Raw genomic sequence first — 21,107 nt, forward strand, 5'->3', positions numbered from 1 at the left:
ACCGACAGGTGGGCGCGTCGGGCGTCGTCTCGGAGCAGCTCGATGATCGCGACCGCGAGGCCGTCGACGTCGCCGGTGGCGACCAGCACCCCCGCGTCTCCGACCGCCTCGCGCGGCCCGTAGCGGACGTCGGTCGACACAACCGGCAACCCGCGCGCGAGCGCCTCGGCGATCGACAGCCCCTGCCCCTCGAACGCGGTCGATGTGACGAAGAGGGCGGCGCGGTCGAAGATCGCGTCGCGGTCGTCGGTCGCGCCGCGGAGGGTCACGGATGCCGCGAGCCCGAGCTCGTCGATGAGCTCCTGCAGCTCGTCGCGGAGCGGGCCGTCGCCGTAGATGTCGAGGTGCGCGTCGGGTACGGCGGCGGCGACCCGCGCCCACGCGCGGATCGCGAGGTCGACGCGCTTCTGCGGCGCGAGCCGGTTGAGCATCACGACCTGGCGCGGATCGCGGGATGCCGCGTCAGGTGGCTCGGCGCCGAGCTCGATCGTGTTCGGCACGACGTGGAACGTGCCGGGGTCGCCGAAGCGCGCCGCCACCTCGTCGCGCTGCGCGGCGGTCGGCCACAGCACCGCGTCATAGCGGTCGACCGTCGAGAGCCACCGCTGCCACATGCCGGTCACCGGCGCGTCGGGGTCGTCATGGGGTGGCGGCAGGTGCGAGTTGTGAACGGTGTGCACGAGACGCACGCGCGGGTCGTCCCAGCCGACCATGGCCTCGCCGATCTGACGCGACTCGAAGATCACGACGAGCATCCGCTCGGGATCCCCGGCGGCCGTGCGCCGCTCGTCGGCGAGGTGGGTCAGCCACGCGGCGTACAGGCTGCGGAATCCGCGGAGCACGCGGTGGCCGCCCGGCGCGTGCACGATGATCGCGGCATCCGAGAGATGCCATGTCGGGTCGTCCCTGAACACCGGCAGCGACACGATCGGCCCGCCCGCAGGAAGCGTCACCTCTCGGTACTCGACGCCCGGCTCGCGATCGGCGTCGCCTGCCGGCTCCCCGGCCGCGAACAGCCAGGAGGGATCCCCGAGGACGTCGTCGAAGAGGTTGCGGGCCGACGTCGTGCGCTCGAGCAGCCCGGCGTCGACGAACGCCTGCCGCTGGGCGGCGTGCACCTGCGGCGAAGCCCCGTCGACGCTCAGCTGCAGCGGGTCCGGCGCCCCGGCGGATGCCAGCAACCGCACTCGGGTCGGGACGGCGACGGCGAAGCCGCCGTCGAGTCCCAGTGCTACACGGCTGCCGACCAGCACGTAGTCGGCATCGGGCAGCGGGTTGTCGGGGGCCGCAGTCACGCGTCCATCCTCCCGCACGTGTCGGAAGAACCGGCGCGCGGACAGCCGGGAGAAAGCAGTGACGCCCCGGACCCGAAGGTCCGAGGCGCCCGCTGAGTCACTCCCACTCGATGGTCCCCGGCGGCTTCGAGGTCACGTCGAGGACGACGCGGTTGATCTCGCGCACCTCGTTGGTGATGCGGTTCGAGATCTTCGAGAGCACGTCGTAGGGCAGACGCGTCCAGTCCGCGGTCATCGCGTCCTCGGACGACACCGGACGCAGCACGATCGGGTGGCCGTAGGTGCGGCCGTCGCCCTGCACGCCGACCGAACGCACGTCGGCGAGCAGCACGACGGGGCACTGCCAGATCTCACCGTCGAGGCCGGCCTTCGTCAGCTCTTCGCGGGCGATGGCGTCGGCATCGCGCAGAATCTCGAGACGGTCAGCGGTGACCTCACCCACGATCCGGATGCCGAGGCCGGGGCCCGGAAACGGCTGGCGGGCGACGATCGCCTCGGGGAGGCCGAGCTCGCGACCGATGGCCCGCACCTCGTCCTTGAACAGGGTGCGCAGCGGCTCGACGAGCTCGAACTGCAGGTCTTCGGGGAGGCCGCCGACGTTGTGGTGCGACTTGATGTTCGCGGTGCCGGTGCCGCCGCCCGACTCGACCACGTCGGGATACAGCGTGCCCTGCACGAGGAAGCGGATGGGCTCGCCGTCGGCCGCCGCCTCGGCGACGAGCTCGCGCTCGGCCGCCTCGAACGAGCGGATGAACTCGCGGCCGATGATCTTGCGCTTCTGCTCGGGGTCGCTCACGCCCTCGAGCGCCGACAGGAACTGCTCGCGCGCGTCGATCGTGATGAGGCGCACGCCGGTCGACGCGACGTAGTCGTTCTCGACCTGCTCCCGCTCGCCCTTCCGCAGCAGCCCGTGGTCGACGAAGATCGCGGTCAGCTGGTCGCCGACGGCCTCGTGGACGAGCGCGGTCGAGACCGCGGAATCGACGCCGCCCGAGAGGGCGGAGATCACGCGGCCCGAGCCGATCTGCGCGCGGATGCGCTCGACCTGCTCGGCGATGACGTTGCCGCTGTTCCAGTCGGCGGCAAGGCCCGCGGCCTTGTGCAGGAAGTTCTCGATGACGTTCTGCCCGTAGTCGGAGTGCTTCACCTCGGGGTGCCACTGCACGCCGTAGAGGCGGCGCTCGTCGCTGCCGAACGCCGCCACCGGGGTGGCGCTCGTCGAGGCGAGGACATCGAAGCCCTCCGGCGCCTTGGCGACCTGGTCGCCGTGGCTCATCCACACGTTCTGGTCGACCGGCTGGCCGCCCAGCAGCACGCCGCCGTCGCCCGTGACCGCGGCATCCGTCGCCCCGTACTCGCGGAGTCCGGTGTGGGCGACCTCGCCGCCCAGCGCCTGCGCCATCACCTGGAAGCCGTAGCAGATGCCGAGCGTCGGCAGACCGAGGTCGAAGACGCCCGTGTCGAGCGCCGGTGCGCCCTCTTCGTACACCGACGAGGGACCGCCCGACAGGATGATGCCGACCGGGTTCTTGGCGGCGATGTCTGCGGCGCTCACGGTATGCGGCACGATCTCGCTGTAGACGCCCGCCTCGCGCACGCGACGTGCGATCAGCTGCGCGTACTGGGCGCCGAAGTCGACGACGAGGACGGGACGCTGCTCGGTGGCCGCAGCCGGCTCAGGGGAGGTCTGTGCCTCGGCCGCGGCAGAGGATGGCAGTTCGGTCAACGCTTGTTCTCCGTCGGGATCGCGTGAGTGAGGGACGAGTGTTCGGAGCGCGAGTGCAGCTCAGCGGCTTCACGCTCGGACAGGTAGGTCTTCACGTCGCGCGCGACGCGCGCCTCCATGAAGAAGGACAGCAGCGGCACGATGCCGCCGGCGGCGAGCATGGCCAGGCGCCCGAGGTTCCAGCGCATGAGGCTCCACACGCGGAAGCACGAGATGAGGTAGACGACGTAGAACCAGCCATGGGCGACGAGGATGCCGAGCGACAGGTTGAACCCGTCGCCCGTCGACTCGAGACCTGAGGCGGTCTCGACGACCGGTGCGAACCACAGGAACCCGCCGGAGCCTCCCAGGAACAGCTCGTAGCCGACCGCGTACTTGACGATCATCTCGGCCACCAGCAGGAGCAGCATCGTGCCCGTGATGATGGAGCAGACCTGGTAGAACTTCAGGGCTCCGCGGATCGCCGGAAAGGAAGCGAGCTTCGGGGCGCGGGGCATGATGCCAGTCTACCCGCGGGATTCCGCCGCGACCGTCGGGGCCAACCCACCCGGCCGTCGTCCGAGCCGGCGGCTGCCGAGTCAGGATGCCGAGGGCTCCGGCTCGTCGCCCGGCTCACGGCGAGCGTCCTCGAAGTCCTCGATCTCCTTCTCCCAGGCATCCTTCGCCAGGCGGTACCAGAGGTAGAACGCGAAACCGGCGAACACGGCCCACTCGAGCGCGTAGAAGATGTTGAGCCAGTTGATGCCCGATCCTTCCGCGGGCGCCGGAGAGGAGATCGCGTCGAGGCCGGCGACGGCGTCCACGGACGCCACGTAGGGACGGTAGACGAAGAGCCCCGAGACGTCGTGCCACTGCCCCAGCAGGGCGGCGGGCGACATCCGTGTCAGCGTCTGCGGATCGGCGCCGCGCGGCGGCAGCACCGGTCCCTCGTCCGAGATCAGGCGTCCCGTGACGTCGACGGTGTCGCCCGCGGCCGCCTCGGCTTCGAGCTTCTCGATGGCCGCGCGGGCGTCCTCCTCGGTGGCGGCCCACCCGAGGGCCACCGCGACCGACGTGGGGGCGGAGGTCTCGGTGCGCGTCGGGTCGATGCGCAGCTGACCGGTCACCCAGTAGCCCTCGACGCCGTCGTTGAATCGGGACTGCACGATGACGAAGTCCTCGGGCACCCACCTGCCGGCGGTCTCTACCCGCTGCCCCACGAGCGGCTCGGGGAGGTACTCGCCGGGGGCAGCGACGTCGGCGAGCTCCTGCACTTCCTCGGTCGCACCGGGCGGCAGCGGATTCGTCTGCACGGCGCGACCCAGCTGCCACTGCCCGAGCCACGCGAACACGGCCGCGACGACCAGGCACAGCAGCAGCATCCCGATCCATCGCGGGCGCAGCATCACCTCGCGCAGCGTCGGCGGGAACACCTCGGGCGCGAGGTCCGCCGCACCGTCCGGGCGGGGCTCCGTCATGGCATCCGTCATCCCGCGGCGTACGGCGCGACGACGACCTCGACGCGCTGGAACTCCTTGAGGTCGGAGTATCCGGTCGTGGCCATCGACTTGCGCAGCGCACCGATGAGGTTCGCGGTGCCGTCGGCGACCGGAGCCGGCCCGTACAGCACCTCCTCCAGCGAGGCGACCTGGTCGACCTTCACGCGACGCCCGCGGGGCAGCTTGGCGTGGTGCGCCTCGGGCCCCCAGTGGAAGCCCCGGCCCGGGGCATCCGTGGCGCGCGCGAGCGCGACACCGAGCATGACGGCATCCGCACCCATCGCGATCGCCTTGACGATGTCGCCCGACGTTCCCACACCGCCGTCGGCGATGACGTGCACGTAGCGTCCGCCCGACTCGTCGAGGTAGTCGCGACGCGCGCCGGCGACATCCGCGACCGCGGTGGCCATGGGAGCGTGCAGGCCCAGCGTGGCGCGCGTCGTCGACGCCGCTCCCCCGCCGAAGCCGACCAGCACGCCGGCGGCGCCGGTGCGCATCAGGTGCAGCGCGGCGGTGTAGGTGGACGCCCCGCCGACGATGACCGGCACATCGAGGTCGTAGATGAACTTCTTGAGGTTGAGCGGCTGATCGACGCTCGACACGTGCTCCGCCGACACCGTCGTGCCGCGGATGACGAACAGGTCGACGCCGGCGGCGACGACCGTCTCGTACAGCTCCTGTGTGCGCTGCGGCGTCAGGGCGCCGGCCACGGTCACGCCGGCGGCGCGGATCTCGGCCAGGCGGTCCCGCACGAGCTCCGGCTTGATCGGCTCGGCGTACAGCTCCTGCATGCGGCGGGTCGCAGCGGTCTTGTCGAGCCCGGCGATCTCGGCCAGCAGCGGCTCGGGGTCGTCGTAGCGCGTCCAGAGGCCTTCGAGGTCGAGCACGCCGAGGCCGCCGAGCTGACCCAGCATGATCGCCGTGCGCGGGCTGACGACCGAGTCCATGGGTGCACCCAGGACCGGGATGTCGAAGCTGAATGCGTCGATCGTCCACGTGGTCGAGACGTCCTCGGGGTTGCGCGTGCGCCGCGAGGGCACCACCGCGATGTCGTCGAACGTGTAGGCGCGACGCGCGCGCTTGGCCCGGCCGAGCTCGATGTCCATGCTCACCCGACCAGCCTACCCGCCGGGCTCCGCGCGGCCGGATCCGCAGGTTCCCCCGGGTTCGGGGCGGAGGCAGAGGACGGGGCGGGGGACGGATGCCGCGGGCGGCGGCATCCGTCACCCTCAGCGCGCCCGCGCGACGCGGGTCTCGTCCCAGACCGGCTCGCCGGACTCGAACACCCGGCCGTCGGAGCCGAACACCAGGAAGCGGTCGAAGGACTTCGCGAGCCAGCGGTCGTGCGTGACGGCGAGCACGGTGCCCTCGAAGCGGGCGAGGGCGTCCTGCAGCGCCTCGGCCGAGACGAGGTCGAGGTTGTCGGTCGGCTCGTCGAGGAGCAGCAGCGTCGCGCCCGAGAGCTCGAGCAGCAGGATCTGGAAACGCGCCTGCTGGCCGCCCGACAGGCTGTCGAACGTCTGCTCGGCCTGGCCGACGAGGCCGTAGCGATCGAGCGCGCTGCTCGCCGCCTCACGCGGAAGCCCGGCTCGTGCATCCTCGCCGCGGTGCAGGATGTCGAGCAGCGTCTTTCCGTCGAACTCGGGGTGACGGTGGGTCTGCGCGAACCAGCCGGGAACGACGCGCGCGCCGAGGATCGCGCGCCCGGTGTGCGCGACCGGATCGAGCGCCGCACCCGTCGTCGTCAGGTGCCCGAGCCGGCCGTCGGGATCGGTGCCGCCGCGCGCGAGCATCCGCAGGAAGTGCGACTTGCCCGAGCCGTTCGACCCCAGCACCGCGACCCGGTCGCCGAACCACACCTCGACGTCGAAGGGCCGCATGAGGCCGGTGAGCTCCAGCTGCTCCGCGACGACCGCGCGCCGCCCGGTGCGCGCACCGCGCAGCCGCACGTCGAGGTCCTGATCCCTCGGCCGCTCCTGCGGCGGGCCGGCCTCCTCGAACTTGCGCAGCCGCGTCTGGGCGGCGCGGTAGCGCGACGTGAACGTGTCGTTCGCGGTGGCCTTCACCTTGAGGGTCGCGACGAGCTCCTTGAGCTTGACGTGCTGCTCATCCCAGCGCCGGCGCAGCTCGTCGAGTCGCGCCATGCGGTCGTCGCGAGCACGGTGATACGTGCCGAACCCGCCGCCGTGCACCCACGCGGTGCTGCCCGCGCCGCCGACCTCGAGGGTCACGATGCGGTCGGCGGCGCGCGCCAGCAGCTCACGGTCGTGAGACACGAGCAGCACGGTCTTCTGGGTCTCGCGCAGGCGCTCCTCCAGCCACCGCTTGCCCGGCACGTCGAGATAGTTGTCGGGCTCGTCCAGCAGCAGCACCTGGTCAGGCCCGCGCAGCAGCGCCTCGAGCGCGAGCCGCTTCTGCTCCCCGCCCGACAGCGTCGTCAGCTCGCGGAACCGGGCACGCGAGAACGGGATGCCGAGTGCCGCGGTCGTGCAGGTGTCCCAGACGGTCTCGTACTCGTAGCCGCCCGCCTCGGCGTAGTCGGCGAGCGCCCCGGCGTACCGCATCTGGGTGTCGAGGTCGTCGCGCTCGATGATGGCCGCCTCGGCGTCTTCCAACTCGCGCGCGGCGCGGCGCACTCGATCGGGTGCGACGGCGATCAGCAGATCGTGGACGGTCTGCCCGGGCCCGCCGTGGCCCACGAACTGGTCCATGACGCCGAGTCCGCCGTCGATCTGCACGACGCCGCCGTGCGCCGAGATCTCGTCGCGGATGATCCGCAGCAGAGTGGTCTTGCCCGCCCCGTTCTGCCCGATCAGCGCGGTCGTCGATCCCTCGCCGACGCGGAACGAGACCTCGTCGAGCAGCGGACGTCCGTCCGGCAGCGCATACGAGACGGCGGCGATGTCGATGTAACCCACGGTGTGTCCCTGTCTGCTCCGGTGCGGCATCCGTCGCCGATCAGGGAGCCGACCAGACTATCTCAACCGGGGCACTCGCGTGGTCGAGGCCGCGTCTCGTCTCGCGCGTCCGACGGCACGCACCCCGGCGCGGAGGCCGAGCATCAGGCCGCGGCGTACCGGCCGGACTTGATCGCCCGCTCGCGCGCCTTCGCCGCCTCGACCTCGCGGTTCTTGGGCGGCGCCGTCGCGACGAGGTCGTCGAGCAGGTGCTGCGTGAGGTGGGCGATCTCGTGGACGGCGCGGTCGAACGCCTCCTGATTCGCCTTCGAGGGCTTGGTGGTGCCCGCGATCTTGCGCACGTACTGGAGGGCAGCCGCGTGCACCTCGTCGGAGCTCGCCGCGGGCTCGAAGTTGTGGAGCGTGTGGATGTTCCGGCACATGCCCCCGACGATACGCCGCGGCTCCGACGGCGGCCAGACGCGGCATACGTCCCCCGCTGTCACCAGCGTTCGTCACCCCGAGGAAGGACATCGAGCACGTGCGGCAGCTCGCTCGGGAAGCAGGAGCGGAAGAGCTCGGTGATCTGGGGGTCCGACCCGTAGTCGTCGACGATGCGCAGCCCGATCATCGTGCTGATCAGCATGCCCTCGGCCATGAAGGCGCGGGCCTCGTCGGCGTCGAGCCCCATCTCCTCGCGGAAGAATCGCCACACCGCCGCGAACCCGCGGCGCGCGGCGGCGCCGATCACCGGGTTGCTGCCCAGGAGGTACGCGTGCGCGAGGGTCTGGTGCAGGCCCCGCACCTCGATGAGGTCGACATAGGCCTGGCCGATCCGCTTGGCGGCGGTGAGGCCGTCGCCCTCGTCCACGGCGAGCGCGGCACGGAACGCCGCGAGCAGCCGCGTGAGGGCGTCCTCGATCGCCGCGAGGAACAGGTTCTCCTTGGAGCCGAACAGCCGCACGACGTACGGCTGGCTGACCCCGGCGGCGCGGGCCACCTCGTCGGTCGTCGCACCCTCGTACCCGCGGGTTCCGAAGACGGCGAGCGCGGCCACCAGGATCTGGCGACGCCGTTCGTCGGACGACAGGCGCTTGCCGGTCTCGACCGGCTCATCGAGAGCGGTGGCGCCGCTGCCGTCCCGCTGCACAGAAGTCATGTCATGAGGTTATCAGCGAATGACTTGACTTTGTAATCAGTCGATTACTACATTGTGGTAATCATTCGATTACAACCGGAGCTTCTCATGACCGACACCTCCCTCGCCCCGCGCACGCGGCGACCGCGTCCGTTCGCGCTCGTGGTGGCCGCGGCATCCCTCCCGATGTTCATGGCCACGCTCGACAACCTCGTCATGACCAACGCCCTGCCCGTCCTGCACAGCGAGATGGGGGCGAGCGTCGAGGAGCTGCAATGGTTCGTCAACGCGTACACGCTCGCGTTCGCCAGCGCGATCCTCATCGCCTCGGCGCTCGGCGACCGCTTCGGCCGCCGCACGCTGTTCGCCATCGGCATCGCCGTCTTCGGCGCCGGCTCGGTACTCGCCGCGCTCAGCACCGATCCCGGCCAGCTCATCGCCGCCCGCGCCGTGCAGGGCCTCGGGGCGGCGGGCGTCATGCCGCTGTCGCTGGCGCTCCTGAGCGGCGCGGTCCCGCCCGCCCGACGGGCGCTCGCCATCGGCATCTGGGGCGGCGTCTCCGGCCTGGGCGTCGCCGTCGGTCCCCTTGTCGGGGGCGCGATCATGGAGGGCTGGGACTGGCAGGCGATCTTCTGGATCAACGTGCCCGTCGCCCTCATCGCGATCCCGCTCGCACTGGTCGTGCTCAACAACGACTTCGGCGCGCGCGCCCGCATCGACGTTCCCGGAGCCGTGCTCGCGGCAGCCGGCGTGCTGGCACTCGTCCACGCGATCGTGCGCGGCAACGACGACGGCTGGGACTCTCCCGGCGTCATCGTCGAGATCGTCCTCGGCGCGCTCCTGATCGCCGGGTTCCTGGTGTGGCAGATGCGGGCGAAGGCCCCGCTGATGCCGCTGCGGCTGTTCCGCGACCGTTCGTTCTCGATCACGAACATCGTCGGCTTCGCGTTCAGCTTCGGCACCTTCGGCTCGGTGTTCATCCTCATCCAGTACCTGCAGGTGGTGCAGGGCTCGACCCCGCTCGAGGCCGCGGTCCAGACCACGCCGTGGACCCTCGCGCCGATGATCGTCGCCCCGATCGCCGGCATCCTGGCTCCCCGCGTCGGTACACGGGTGCTGCTGGTGCTCGGCCTCGCCCTGCAGGGTGCCGCGCTGACCTGGATCGCGGCGATCATGTCGACCGACCTCGACTACCCGGCGCTCATCGTCCCGTTCGTGATGGCCGGCGTCGGCATGGCGCTCGTGTTCGCCCCATCGGCGACCGCCCTGCTCGCCACCCTCGGACTCGTCGACCACGCGAAGGCGTCCGGCGTGAACTCGACCGTCCGCGAGCTCGGCGTCGCACTCGGCACCGCCGTGATGACCGCGATCTTCGTGAGCGCCGGCGGCGAGCTCATGCCCGATCTCTACGTCGACGCGGCGCGTCCGGCGGTGTTCACCGGTGCGGCGGTGCTGCTCGCGGCAACTGTCGTGGCGCTGTGGCTCCCGTCCGGCAAGGCGACGGATGCCGGCACCGCCGCCGCCGATTCCGCCACCGCCGGGACCGAGCCCTTCGCGCCGACGGGCGCCGGCTCCCCTGAGCCCGTGGGCACCGCGCGCTGAGCCCGCGTGCCGGTCCACATCATGTGCTCTCGCCGAAACCGCATGCTCCGCGCGCCGCAGACATGTGCACTCGGCGAGAGCACATGATCCCGCGCGCGGCCGGCGCCCCGGCCGATGGCATGGCGCTCAGTCGCCTTTTCCGTGCAGCACGCGGGTGAGGACGCCGTCGAGCAGGAACAGCAGGAACGCGGCCGACCCGATCCACGGCGACAGGATGACGACCATTCCGCTGATCAGCAGGGCGCTGAGCGAGCCGCGACCGTAGGCGGCGGCATCCGCGGCGCTCATGTCGGGCAGCATGACCTCACGATGGCCGACCGCCCACTGCCACTGCACCCAGCTGAACAGGATGGCGAGGAAGAAGGTGACGGGCATCGCGAGGCGGCCCGCGTAGTACTCCTCGTACTCGGTCATCAGCCCCGTCGCGAAAGGCACCAGGACGATGAACAGCAGGCGCGCGTTGTTGAGCCACAGCATCATGGAGTCGACCCGCGCGATGTGCTCGAACTGCCGCACGTGGACGATCCAGAGCAGGCAGAGCAGCGCGAAGCTGATCGCGAAGTTGATGAACAGCTCGTACATGCTGCCCAGCGCGTTCCACATCTGAGTGTCGGACTCGACTTCGCCGAGCGAGTGCGTCGTCAGGTCGAGCACCAGCAGTGTCGCCGCGATCGCGAACACGCCGTCGGTGAATGCCTCGAGGCGCGTGGTGCGCAGAGTCGCCGCAGGATGCTGCCGCTGCCTGATCATGGCGCCAGGGTAGCGACACACGGCCGCGCATGCGGGGATCGCCGGGCGTCATACTCCGACTCCCCTGCCGGTCGCCCACGTGCGCTGCGCGAGGATGGAGGACGGATGCCGCAGCCGGCGCCTGCGGCGCGCTTCGCGTCGGCGCCGCCGGCCTGAGCCCGATACCCGTGGAGGACCTTCCCGTGACCGAGCACGTTCCGTATGTCGTCGTCGGCGCCGGCGCCATGGGACTCGCGACGACCTGGCAGCTCGCCCGGCGCGGTCACCGGGTGCTCGCCCTCGAACGGTTCGCGCGCGGTCACTCGCGCGGCGCGTCCCACGGTGCGACCCGCAACTTCAACAACGCCTACGCCGCGGCGCACTACCTCGACCTGCTCGCCCTCGCGCGCACCGAGTGGGACGAGCTCTCGCGCACGACCGGCGAGCCGCTGCTGCGGCTGCACGGGCTGCTCACCCACGGCGACGATGCGGTGGTCGCCCAGGTGCATGACGCACTCGTCGCGCGCGGCGAGCGCGCCGAGATCCTCCGAGCGGTCGACGCAACGCGCCGCTGGAGCGGGATGCGGTTCGACGGCGACGTGCTGTTCACCCCCGACGCCGGCGTGGTGCGGGCCGCGGCGGCCTTGGATGCCCTCGAGGTCGGCGCACGCCGCCATGGCGCCGACGTCCGCTACGGCCACCGCGTCGTCGCCCTCGCAGAACGCGGCGACGGCGTCGCGCTCACCATCGACGACGGCGAGCACCGCTACGACATCGTGGCCGACACGACGGTGGTCACGTCGGGCGCCTGGACCCCCGGCGTGCTGCCCGCGTCGTTCCCGCTCCCCCGGCTGACGGTGACCGAAGAGAGCCCGGCGCACTTCGCCTCGACCTCACCGGACGCCCGATGGCCGTCGTTCAACCATCTCGTCCCGCGCGGGATCTACCCGGGTCCGACGTACGGGATGCCCACGCCGGGCGAGGGCGTGAAGGTGGGCTTCCACCACGTCGGACCGGTCGTCGACCCCGACCACCGCACCTTCCGGCCCGTGCCCGAGCTCGCTGCGGCTCTGCGCGACTACGTCGCCGAGTGGTTCCCCGGACTCGACCCCGACTCTGCCGAGCCGATCAGCTGCACGTACGCGTCGACGGACTCCGAGGACTTCATCCTCGACCGCCGCGGCCGCATCGTCGTCGGCGCCGGCTTCTCCGGTCACGGGTTCAAGTTCACCCCGGCGGTCGGCTCGGTGCTCGCCGACCTCGCGACCGACGACACCGCCCGAGCCGCCGAGGCGTTCCGGATCCGCTGACCCTGCGCCGCGGCATCCGCTCGCAGGTCCCGACGCAGGGGCTACTTCTTGTAGTTGGGGGCCTCGACGACGATCTGGACGTCGTGCGGGTGCGACTCCTTGAGACCGGCCGCGGTGATGCGCACGAACTTGCCCTTGGCCTTGAGCTCGTCGATCGTGCGGGCGCCGACATAGAACATCGACTGGCGCAGGCCGCCGACGAGCTGGTACGCGACAGCCGACACGGGGCCGCGGTACGCGACCTGGCCCTCGATGCCCTCGGGGATGAGCTTGTCGTCGCTCGGGACGTCGGCCTGGAAGTAGCGGTCCTTGGAGTAGGACGTCTTCTTGCCCCGCGTCTGCAGCGCGCCGAGCGAGCCCATGCCGCGATACTGCTTGAACTGCTTGCCGCCCTGGAAGACGATCTCGCCCGGCGACTCGTCGGTGCCGGCGAGGAGCGAACCGAGCATGACGGTGTCGGCTCCGGCGACGAGCGCCTTGGCGATGTCGCCCGAATACTGCAGGCCGCCGTCGGCGATCACCGGCACACCCGCCTCCCGGGCGGCCAGGTACGCCTCGTACACGGCCGTCACCTGGGGCACGCCCACACCGGCGACGACGCGCGTGGTGCAGATCGAGCCCGGTCCGACGCCGACCTTGACGGCGTCGACACCGGCGTCGATGAGCGCCTGGGCACCCTCGCGGGTCGCGACGTTGCCGCCGATGATGTCGATGTGGTCGAAGCTGGCGTCGGCCTTGAGGCGGCGGACGATGTCGATGACGCCGGCCGACTGGCCGTTGGCGGTGTCGACGACGAGCACGTCGACACCGGCGTCGCGGAGCGCCTCGGCGCGCTGCCACGCGTCGCCGAAGAAGCCGATCGCCGCGCCGACGCGGAGACGGCCCTGCTCGTCCTTGGTGGCGAGCGGGTACTTCTCGCTCTTGTCGAAGTCCTTGATGGTGATGAGGCCTGCGAGGGTGCCGTCCTCGTCGATGAGCGGCAGCTTCTCGACCCGGTGCTGGGCGAACAGGGCGATGACCTCACCGGCACTGATGCCGACGCGGCCGGTGACCAGGCCCTCGGTCGTCATCACGTCGCGCACCTTGGTCGTCTGGCGCTCGAAGCCCGAGACGAAGCGCATATCGCGGTTGGTCACGATGCCGACGAGGCGGTTGTCGTCGTCGATGACGGGCAGGCCCGAGATGCGGTACTGCGAGCAGAGGGAGTCGACCTCTTCGATCGTCGCGTCGGGAGTGGTCGTGATGGGGTCGGTGATCATCCCGGACTCGCTGCGCTTGACGCGGTCGACCATCGAGGCCTGGTCCTGGATCGAGAGGTTGCGGTGGATGATGCCGAGACCGCCTTCGCGGGCGATGGCGATCGCCATGCGCGACTCGGTCACCGTGTCCATCGCGCTAGAGATGAGCGGTGTCGCGACGGTGATGCGTCGCGTCACGCGGGACGACGTGTCGGCCTCACTGGGGATCACGTCGGTGTGGCCGGGCAGCAGCAGCACATCGTCGTAGGTCAGTCCGACGAAGCCGAAGGGGTCGTTGTGCTCCATGGGGTCTCCTCGCGCGGCGCGCGCGTGCTCTCGGGGGTGGACGGCGACGGCCGGTGCGCTCGTGACGCTCCGTACTCGATTCTAAGCGTCGGGCGGGGCCGTTTGTTCCCGCCGTAAACGGCACGCGCGGGCGCGCGAGCCGGCGAGGGCTGCCCCGTTGCGATCGGATCACTTATCCACATCGCACCGTATGCGAAACAGCGGCGACACATTACAGTCGTAGCGTCGTCATCACGGCCGATGCGACCCGAGCTTCGGTGTCCGCGTGGTGCCGAACTGGAGGTTCTGTGGGTCCTACGACTGCTATCCCGAGACGCGTCCGAGCGCGTGTGGCAGCCGCTCTCTTCGCTCTGTTTCTCGTGGCACTGGGACTGTTCGCCACTGCGACACCCGCTTCGGCCGCTGAAGACGATCCCTATCGGATCAGCGGCAACGTACAGCTCGACGGCGAGCCCCTCGAGGGCGTGACGCTCACCGTCGACGGCCCCGGCGGCCTCCAAGAGGTCGAGACCGACGAGAACGGCCAATGGCGGGTGGGCGTCCCCGAGCGGGGCGAGACCTACGTCGTGACGCTCGACGAAGACACCCTCCCCGAGGGGATCGCCGTGGTCGATCCCGAAGACGACACCCCGAACGTCAAAGAGGTCGAGGTGGGGCCGGGTGGGCGCGTGAGCGTCAACTTCTTCATCGGCGAAGGCGAGCGCAACGTCACGAGCTTCTTCGACCAGCTCGTGCAGCGCATCATCCAGGGCCTCAGCTTCGGCCTGATGCTCGCGCTCGCTGCGATCGGCCTCTCGCTGGTGTTCGGCACCACGGGCATATCGAACTTCGCGCACGGCGAGATGGTGACGTTCGGCGCCATCGCCGCCTTCATGCTCGTCGGGCCTGCGAGCCTCGCGCTGCCGTGGTGGCTCGGCTATCCGGTCGCGGTGGTGCTTAGCGCCCTCTTCGGACTGTTCCTCGACGTCATCCTGTGGCGTCCGCTGCGCCGGCGTCGGGTCGGCGTCGTGCAGCTGATGATCGTCAGCATCGGCCTCTCACTCGCGCTGCGCTACACCTTCCAGCTGTTCATCGGCGGTGGCACGCTCCAGCTCCCGGGTTCGTCGGAGTCCAAGATCTCGCTGTTCGGCTCCGTCCAGATGAGCGTCATCGACATGGTCTCGCTGGTGATCTCGATCGTGGTGATCGTCGCTTTCGCGCTGTGGCTCACCCGCTCGCGAACGGGCAAGGCGACGCGCGCCATCTCCGACAACGCGTCGCTGGCTGCGGCATCGGGCATCGACGTCGACGCCGTCGTGCGCGTCGTCTGGGTCGTCGCGGGCGCCCTCGCCGGCCTCGCCGGCATCCTGTACGCCTACTACCGCCCGGGCATCAAGTGGGACATGGGTGCGCAGATCCTGCTGCTCATGTTCGCCGCGGTCGTCCTCGGCGGACTCGGCACCGCGTACGGCGCCCTCGTCGGTGCGCTGATCGTCGGAATCCTGGTGGAGGTGTCGAGCCTGTGGATCCCGGCCGACCTCAAGTACGCCAGCGCACTGTTCATCCTCATCGTCATCCTGCTCTTCCGACCACAGGGGATCCTGGGCCGACGCGAGCGGATTGGTTAGGGACACACTCATGGACTGGTTGCAGATACTCTCCAACACCCTCTCGTCGATCCTCAGCCCGGCGACGATGGGCTACGCCCTGGCGGCTCTCGGACTCGCTGTGCACTTCGGCTATGCCGGCCTCATCAACATGGGCATCGCGGGCTTCATGGCCATGGGCGCCTACGGCTACGCGATCTCGATCCTGTCGTTCGGCCTCCCCTGGTGGGCCGGCGCCCTCATCGGACTCGGGGCGGCGGCGATCTTCGCGCTGATCCTCGGCATCCCGACCCTTCGCCTTCGCGGCGATTACCTCGCGATCGTGACGATCGCGGCGGCCGAAGTGCTGCGACTGATGTTCCTCACGACGGCGTTCGACGACGTGACCGGCTCTGCGGACGGGCTCAGCGGCTACCACACCAGCTTCCGGGCCTCGAACCCCATCCCGCGCGGCGAGTACGGTTTCGGGCCCTGGGTCTACAACGAGACCGGATGGTGGGTGCGCATCATGGGCATCATCACGATCGGCATCGCGGTGCTCGTCGTGTGGATGCTGATGCGCAGCCCGTGGGGACGCACGCTCAAGGGCATCCGCGAAGACGAGGACGCCGTACGCTCGCTCGGAAAGAACGTCTTCTCGTACAAGATGCAGGCGCTCGTGCTCGGCGGTGTCCTCGCGGCGGCCGGCGGTATCGTCTACGCCCTGCCCTCCGCGGTCAGCCCGGGCGTGTACGTCACGTCGCTGACCTTCTTCGTCTGGACGGCGCTCCTCCTCGGTGGAGCCGCGACGGTGTTCGGTCCGCTGCTGGGCTCGCTGATCTTCTGGGCGCTCCAGACATTCCTCTCGAATGTCCTGCCGGCGATGGCCGAGGCCGGCTGGCTGTTCGGTCTGTCGCAGATCCAGGCGGGCACGCTGCGCTTCATCCTCGTCGGCGTCGCGCTCATGCTGCTCGTGATCTTCATGCCTCAGGGACTCCTGGGCAACAAGAAGGAGCTGACCTTTGTCAAGTGAAAGCGCCCCGGTCACCGGCGCCGCGCCGGTCGCCCGGCCGAAGACCACCGGGCTTCACGTCGGCGATGCGGTGCCCGGCGTCCCGAAGGTCGACCCGATCATCATCGCCGACGACGTGCGCCGTTCCTTCGGCGGCGTCAACGCGGTCGACGTCGAGCACCTCGAGATCCCGCGTCACGCCATCACCGCGCTCATCGGGCCCAACGGCGCCGGCAAGACGACGCTGTTCAACCTGCTCACCGGTTTCGATCGCCCGGATCATGGCACCTGGACCTTCGATGGAAAGTCATTGTCCGGCGTACCCGCCTACAAGGTGGCGCGCATGGGTCTGGTCCGGACGTTCCAGCTCACCAAGGCACTGGGCCTGTTGACGGTGATGGAGAACATGAAGCTCGGCGCGAAGAATCAACGCGGCGAGAAGTTCTGGGGCAGCCTGATCCCCGCCCTGTGGCGATCGCAGGATGCCGAGTTCGAAGACCGCGCGATGGTGCTGCTCGAGAAGTTCAAGCTCGACGCGAAAGCCGACGACTTCGCCGCCAGCCTGTCGGGCGGCCAGCGCAAGCTGCTCGAGATGGCACGGTCGCTCATGACCGAGCCGACGTTGGTCATGCTCGACGAGCCGATGGCCGGGGTCAACCCGGCACTCACGCAGTCCCTGCTCGACCACATCCTCGACCTCAAGGACCTCGGCATGACGGTCCTGTTCGTCGAGCACGACATGAACATGGTGCGCCACATCGCCGACTGGGTCATCGTCATGGCCGAGGGCAAGATCGTCGCCGAGGGCGACCCCACCACGGTCATGAACAACCCCGCCGTGATCGACGCCTACCTCGGCGCCCACCAGGAACTGGATCTGGGCGTCGTGACAGGCCGCATCGATGTCGTCGAGGCCGATCCGACGACGGATGCCTCGGCATCCGCCGCGGCGGATGCCGCCGCACTCGTCGACGCGGGCGTCGCGGAGGAAGAAGTAGAAGAAGAGGAGGACGGCCGATGACCGCTCCCACTGCGACGGGCACACCCGTCGTCGTCGTCGAAGATGTCCACGCCGGCTACCTGCCCGGGGTGAACATCCTCAACGGCTGCAGCCTCGTCGCCCATGAAGGCGAGCTGATCGGCATCATCGGCCCGAACGGTGCCGGCAAATCGACTCTGCTGAAGGCGATCTTCGGGCAGGTGAACGTGCGCAGCGGCACGATCACCCTGGAGGGCGACGACATCACCGGCCTGCGCGCCAACAAGCTCGTCGCGCGCGGCGTCGGCTTCATCCCGCAGAACAACAACGTGTTCCCGAGCCTCACCATCGAAGAGAACCTGCAGATGGGGCTCTATCAGCGCCCGAGCGCCTACAAGGAGCGGCTCGAGTTCGTCACGGGGATCTTCTCCGAGCTCGGCAAGCGGCTCAAGCAGCGCGCCGGATCGCTCTCGGGCGGCGAGCGCCAGATGGTGGCGATGAGCCGCGCGCTCATGATGGATCCCAAGGTGCTGCTGCTCGATGAGCCGTCGGCAGGCCTCTCCCCCGTCCGGCAGGACGAGGCATTCATCCGCGTCTCCGAGATCAACAAGGCGGGCGTCACCTGCATCATGGTGGAGCAGAACGCACGGCGCTGCCTGCAGATCTGCGACCGCGGCTACGTGCTCGACCAGGGCCGCGACGCCTACACGGGATCCGGCCGCCAGCTGCTGAACGACCCGAAGGTCACCGAGCTCTACCTGGGCACACTGGGCACCTAGTCCGCACGCCTTCGACGACGGGGGGACGGATGCCGCGGCATCCGTCCCCCCGTCTCCGTGTGTACCCGCCCGTCGGGTACGCGCGCCGCGCCCGCGCCCGCCGCCTCGAGACGACCGGCGACGCCGGCGGCCCCGACAGCCGCCCACAACGCCGAACGGCCCCGGGTCCGAGGACCCGGGGCCGTTCGCGTCAGGAGACGATCAGCCTTCGTAGGCCGTGTACTTGTTGTCGTCACCGAACTGGTAGATGCCGATCGACGCCTCGGTCGGGTCGCCGACCTCGTCGAACGTGATCGGGCCGGAGATGCCGTCGTAGTCGGCCGTGCCGCCACCGACGATGATCGCGGCGCACTCGGCGTACGTGGTGCACTTCTCACCGTCGCCCGAACCGCCCGAGACCTCGATCAGCTTCTCGGCCATCGCGGTTCCGTCGGTCGAGCCTGCGGCCAGCGCTGCCAGCGCGAGCAGGACAGTCGCGTCGTACGACTCGGCCGCGTAGGTGAACTCCGTCAGCGGTTCGTTGCCCTCATCGGTGTTGAAGGTCTGGAGCGCGTCGGTGAAGTCCGTGATCGTGTCGAGCGACAGACCGGGGAACGTGCCCTTCGCGCCCGTCAGCGAACCTGCCGGGAACTGGTCGCCGAAGTTGGCCAGGTTGCCGTCGACGAAGTAGAGGTCCTCGGCGGGGTACTGCCCGAACAGGCTCGGGAGGATCGTCTTGACCTCTTCGAACGTGATCAGCGCGATCGCGTCGGGGTCGGCCGCGAGGACCTCGGAGATCTGCGCGTCGAAGCTCGTGTCACCCGTGTTGTAGGTGGGAGCCGCGACGACCTCGCCGCCGGCGGCCTCGAACGCCTCGGTGACGTACTTGGCGAGGCCGGTGCCGTACGAGTCGTTCAGCACGATCATGCCGAGCGTCTGGTGGCCGTCCTCGGCGATGAGGTTGCCGAGCACCTCGCCCTGGAGGACGTCCGACGGCGCGGTGCGGAAGTACAGACCGTTGTCGTCGTAGCTCGTGAACGCGTCGGACGTGTTCGCCGGCGAGAACTGGATGACGCCCGCACCGGTGACCTGGTCGATGAACTGCAGCGACGTGCTCGACGATGCGGCGCCGATGATGGCCGAGACGTCCTCGCCGAGGAGGCGCGGGATCTCGGTCTCGTACGCCTTGTTGTCGGTGTCGCCCGAGTCGCCGAAGACGACGTCGAGGTCGAGGCCGGTGTCAGCGGTCGCGTCGTTGATCTGCGACATGGCGTAGGCCACGCCGGCCTCCTCGGGCGGGCCGAGGAACGCGAGGTTGCCGGTCTGCGGCAGAGCCGTGCCGAGCTTGAGGCTCAGCTCGTCGACGGGCCCCGCACTCTCGCTGGGTTCGTCACCGCCGGTGCCGCCGCCGGCGCAGCCGGCGAGGACGAGGGCGCTGGCGCCGATGAGCGCGATGCCACCGAGGACGGTGGACGTGCGCGAGCGGGTGAAGACGCTCATGTTGCTCCTTGCTGTGTGATGGCAAACGGGAACGGCTCGGGCGCCGACCCAGTGCACTAAACCTAATCGCCGCCGGGGTCCCGGAATGTTGCCTTTCGTTAACGATCTGTAACAGCTTGAAATCCGTGATCGGCGGGCAATTCTGCGCCTCCGGCAAGCACCGCGCCTGTGGAGAGATCGGCCGGTGGCCGCCTCGCCGGGCCTCGCCGCTCTGCCATCCCAACCGAACCGGCCCGCATACCCCTTGCGGGTATAGACTGTTCCGCGATGTACCCCTGAGGGGTATGCCGCCCGACAACACGAGGAGAAGAGATGGTTCAGGCCGAGTACAAGGTGACGGGAATGAGCTGCGGGCACTGCGAGGCGTCGGTGCGCGGCGAGGTGTCCAAGCTCGCGGGCGTCGAAGACGTCCAGGTGAGCGCCGCCTCCGGCACCCTCACGATCGTCGCCTCGACGGAACTGGCCGACGACGCCGTCATCGCGGCCGTCGACGAGGCCGGCTACAGCGCGGTCCGCGCCTGATGGCCGCGGCCTCGACTCCCGCCCGCGTCGAACTCGAGATCGGCGGGATGACGTGCGCGTCATGCGCCGCACGGATCGAGAAGCGGCTCAACCGGCTGGACGGGGTCGAGGCATCCGTCAACTACGCCATGGAGAAGGCGTTCGTGAGCGTTCCGGCGGGACTGGACCCGCAGGCGCTCATCGATGAGGTCGTGAAGACCGGGTACACCGCCGCCCTTCCCGCCCCGCCGGCCGCCGAGCCCGTCGCCGACGCGGCCGATCCCGAGCTCACCAGCCTGCGCCATCGACTCATCGGGTCGATTGTGCTGTCGACACCGGTCATCCTGCTCGCGATGATCCCGGCGCTGCAGTTCACGTACTGGCAGTGGGCGTCGCTCGCGCTCGCGGCCCCGGTGGTCCTGTGGGCGGCGTGGCCGTTCCACAAGGCCGCGTGGACCAACCTGCGGCACGGGGCGGCGACGATGGACACCCTCGTCTCGCTCGGTGTCCTCGCCGCGTTCCTCTGGTCCCTGTACGCGCTGTTCCTCGGCACCGCCGGAGAGCCGGGGATGACGCACGGGTTCGAGCTGACCGTCGCGCCGTCCGACGGCGCCGGCAACATCTACCTCGAGGTCGCGGCGGGCGTCACGATGTTCGTGCTCGCCGGGCGGTACTTCGAGAAGCGGTCCAAGCGCCAGGCCGGCGCGGCGTTGCGCGCGCTGCTGGAGCTCGGCGCGAAGGACGTCGCGGTGCTGCGTGGCGGCGCCGAGACCCGGATCCCGGTCGAGGACCTCGCCGTCGGCGACGAGTTCGTCGTTCGCCCGGGGGAGAAGATCGCGACCGACGGCGTCATCGTCACCGGCTCCTCGGCGGTCGACGCCTCGATGCTCACGGGGGAGTCGGTCCCGGTCGAGGTCGGCGTCGGTGACACCGTGGCCGGGGCGACCGTGAACGCGGGCGGCCGGCTCGTCGTCCGCGCCACGCAGGTCGGCGAGGGCACGCAGCTCGCGCGGATCGCGCAGCTCGTCGAGGACGCCCAGTCCGGCAAGGCCGAGGTGCAGCGCCTCGCCGAC

19 protein-coding genes are annotated in these 21,107 nt (G+C 70.0%); 8 read left to right on the plus strand and 11 right to left on the minus strand.

Annotated features, from left to right (window positions below):
- The 8 genes from VIP82_RS20520 to VIP82_RS20555 form a co-directional block, all read right to left on the minus strand.
- Positions 1-1,295: glycosyltransferase (locus tag VIP82_RS20520; protein WP_331912057.1), on the minus strand; the 1,295-nt coding region annotated here is incomplete at its 3' end.
- Positions 1,296-1,392: 97 nt separating this feature from the next.
- On the minus strand, positions 1,393-3,012 hold the full coding sequence (gene guaA / locus VIP82_RS20525) for a glutamine-hydrolyzing GMP synthase (protein WP_331912085.1): 1,620 nt from the start codon (positions 3,010-3,012) through the stop codon (positions 1,393-1,395).
- 5 nt (positions 3,013-3,017) lie between these two features.
- Positions 3,018-3,518 (minus strand): DUF3817 domain-containing protein, encoded by a 501-nt coding sequence (locus tag VIP82_RS20530; RefSeq protein WP_331912059.1) that lies wholly within the window; start codon positions 3,516-3,518, stop codon positions 3,018-3,020.
- 81 nt (positions 3,519-3,599) lie between these two features.
- Positions 3,600-4,406 (minus strand): SURF1 family protein, encoded by an 807-nt coding sequence (locus VIP82_RS20535; protein WP_331912087.1) that lies wholly within the window; start codon positions 4,404-4,406, stop codon positions 3,600-3,602.
- Between the two features lie 80 nt (positions 4,407-4,486).
- Positions 4,487-5,605 carry a GuaB3 family IMP dehydrogenase-related protein gene (locus tag VIP82_RS20540; RefSeq protein ID WP_331912089.1) on the minus strand — a complete coding sequence of 373 codons (1,119 nt, stop codon included), beginning with the start codon at positions 5,603-5,605 and terminating at the stop codon, positions 4,487-4,489.
- Between the two features lie 123 nt (positions 5,606-5,728).
- Entirely contained in the window at positions 5,729-7,417 is a 1,689-nt protein-coding gene (locus tag VIP82_RS20545) for an ABC-F family ATP-binding cassette domain-containing protein (RefSeq protein WP_331912061.1), read from the minus strand.
- Positions 7,418-7,560: 143 nt separating this feature from the next.
- Entirely contained in the window at positions 7,561-7,839 is a 279-nt protein-coding gene (locus tag VIP82_RS20550; protein WP_331912063.1) for a DUF2277 domain-containing protein, read from the minus strand.
- 59 nt (positions 7,840-7,898) lie between these two features.
- Complete coding sequence (locus VIP82_RS20555) at positions 7,899-8,555, minus strand: TetR/AcrR family transcriptional regulator (protein ID WP_331912065.1); 657 nt, start codon at positions 8,553-8,555, stop codon at positions 7,899-7,901.
- An 87-nt stretch (positions 8,556-8,642) separates the two neighbouring features.
- Between VIP82_RS20555 and VIP82_RS20560 the strand changes: the two genes are divergently transcribed.
- Positions 8,643-10,136 carry an MFS transporter gene (locus tag VIP82_RS20560; protein ID WP_331912067.1) on the plus strand — a complete coding sequence of 498 codons (1,494 nt, stop codon included), beginning with the start codon at positions 8,643-8,645 and terminating at the stop codon, positions 10,134-10,136.
- 126 nt (positions 10,137-10,262) lie between these two features.
- Here VIP82_RS20560 and VIP82_RS20565 read toward each other — a convergent pair whose 3' ends face one another.
- Positions 10,263-10,886: a TMEM175 family protein gene (locus VIP82_RS20565; RefSeq protein ID WP_331912069.1), complete on the minus strand. Its 624-nt coding sequence runs from the start codon at positions 10,884-10,886 to the stop codon at positions 10,263-10,265.
- A 182-nt stretch (positions 10,887-11,068) separates the two neighbouring features.
- Here VIP82_RS20565 and VIP82_RS20570 point away from each other — a divergent pair, with 182 nt between their 5' ends.
- On the plus strand, positions 11,069-12,175 hold the full coding sequence (locus VIP82_RS20570) for an FAD-dependent oxidoreductase (protein ID WP_331912071.1): 1,107 nt from the start codon (positions 11,069-11,071) through the stop codon (positions 12,173-12,175).
- Positions 12,176-12,216: 41 nt separating this feature from the next.
- Here the strand turns inward: VIP82_RS20570 and guaB are convergent, their stop codons facing one another.
- A complete protein-coding gene (guaB, locus tag VIP82_RS20575; protein ID WP_308867976.1) occupies positions 12,217-13,719 on the minus strand; it encodes an IMP dehydrogenase in 1,503 nt (500 codons plus the stop codon).
- 359 nt (positions 13,720-14,078) lie between these two features.
- Between guaB and VIP82_RS20580 the strand changes: the two genes are divergently transcribed.
- From VIP82_RS20580 to VIP82_RS20595, 4 genes are read left to right on the plus strand one after another with little or no spacing between them, the layout of a single operon-like run.
- Positions 14,079-15,326 (plus strand): branched-chain amino acid ABC transporter permease, encoded by a 1,248-nt coding sequence (locus VIP82_RS20580; RefSeq protein WP_414684713.1) that lies wholly within the window; start codon positions 14,079-14,081, stop codon positions 15,324-15,326.
- 10 nt (positions 15,327-15,336) lie between these two features.
- Positions 15,337-16,317, plus strand: coding sequence for a branched-chain amino acid ABC transporter permease (locus VIP82_RS20585; RefSeq protein WP_331912073.1), 981 nt, complete (start codon positions 15,337-15,339; stop codon positions 16,315-16,317).
- Positions 16,307-17,317: an ABC transporter ATP-binding protein gene (locus tag VIP82_RS20590; RefSeq protein WP_331912075.1), complete on the plus strand. Its 1,011-nt coding sequence runs from the start codon at positions 16,307-16,309 to the stop codon at positions 17,315-17,317. Before VIP82_RS20585 ends, VIP82_RS20590 begins: the two co-directional genes overlap by 11 nt.
- Positions 17,314-18,054: an ABC transporter ATP-binding protein gene (locus VIP82_RS20595; RefSeq protein WP_331912077.1), complete on the plus strand. Its 741-nt coding sequence runs from the start codon at positions 17,314-17,316 to the stop codon at positions 18,052-18,054. Before VIP82_RS20590 ends, VIP82_RS20595 begins: the two co-directional genes overlap by 4 nt.
- Before the next feature lie 201 nt (positions 18,055-18,255).
- Here the strand turns inward: VIP82_RS20595 and VIP82_RS20600 are convergent, their stop codons facing one another.
- Positions 18,256-19,533 carry an ABC transporter substrate-binding protein gene (locus VIP82_RS20600; RefSeq protein ID WP_331912079.1) on the minus strand — a complete coding sequence of 426 codons (1,278 nt, stop codon included), beginning with the start codon at positions 19,531-19,533 and terminating at the stop codon, positions 18,256-18,258.
- Positions 19,534-19,845: 312 nt separating this feature from the next.
- Here VIP82_RS20600 and VIP82_RS20605 point away from each other — a divergent pair, with 312 nt between their 5' ends.
- Together VIP82_RS20605 and VIP82_RS20610 are read left to right on the plus strand one after the other, a co-directional pair.
- Positions 19,846-20,055, plus strand: coding sequence for a heavy-metal-associated domain-containing protein (locus tag VIP82_RS20605; RefSeq protein ID WP_331912081.1), 210 nt, complete (start codon positions 19,846-19,848; stop codon positions 20,053-20,055).
- Positions 20,055-21,107: heavy metal translocating P-type ATPase (locus VIP82_RS20610; RefSeq protein ID WP_331912083.1), on the plus strand; the 1,053-nt coding region annotated here is incomplete at its 3' end. The genes VIP82_RS20605 and VIP82_RS20610, both read left to right, overlap by 1 nt.

Source organism: Microbacterium sp., assembly GCF_036566905.1.
Classification (GTDB): Bacteria; Actinomycetota; Actinomycetes; order Actinomycetales; family Microbacteriaceae; genus Microbacterium.